The 653-nt window shown below is 56.8% G+C and carries 1 pseudogene; it reads left to right on the top strand.

From position 1 onward, the window contains the following. Positions 1-653 (top strand): annotated as a pseudogene (locus ACIPIN_RS28975) (F0F1 ATP synthase subunit alpha); the annotation flags it as partial.

The raw sequence follows: 653 nt of genomic DNA, 5'->3' as shown, positions 1-653 counted from the left end.
AATTATCCCTGTCGGCGGTGGCCAGCGTGAGCTTATCATCGGTGACCGTCAGATCGGTAAAACCGCTCTGGCGATCGACGCGATCATCAACCAGAAAAACAGCGGCATCTTCTGCGTCTACGTAGCTATCGGTCAGAAACAATCGACCATCGCCAACGTGGTTCGCAAGCTGGAAGAAAACGGCGCCTTGGCTAACACCATCGTCGTAGCTGCCAGTGCTTCGGAATCGGCTGCACTGCAATTCCTGGCACCGTACTCCGGTTGCACCATGGGCGAATATTTCCGCGACCGCGGTGAAGACGCGCTGATCGTTTACGACGATCTGTCCAAGCAAGCAGTGGCTTACCGCCAGATTTCCCTGCTGCTGCGCCGTCCACCAGGCCGTGAAGCCTACCCAGGCGACGTGTTCTATCTCCACTCCCGTCTGCTGGAGCGCGCATCCCGCGTTTCGGAAGAGTACGTAGAGAAGTTTACTAACGGTGCCGTGACTGGCAAGACCGGTTCCTTGACCGCTCTGCCAATCATTGAAACTCAGGCTGGCGACGTTTCCGCGTTCGTTCCGACCAACGTGATTTCCATCACCGACGGTCAGATCTTCCTGGAATCCGCCATGTTCAACTCCGGGATCCGTCCTGCAGTGAACGCCGGTGTTT

The sequence above is a fragment of the Pseudomonas sp. NPDC087697 genome (assembly GCF_044743155.1).
In the GTDB taxonomy this organism is placed as follows: Bacteria; Pseudomonadota; Gammaproteobacteria; order Pseudomonadales; family Pseudomonadaceae; genus Aquipseudomonas.
This window is presented reverse-complemented; position numbering and strand designations above follow the sequence as displayed.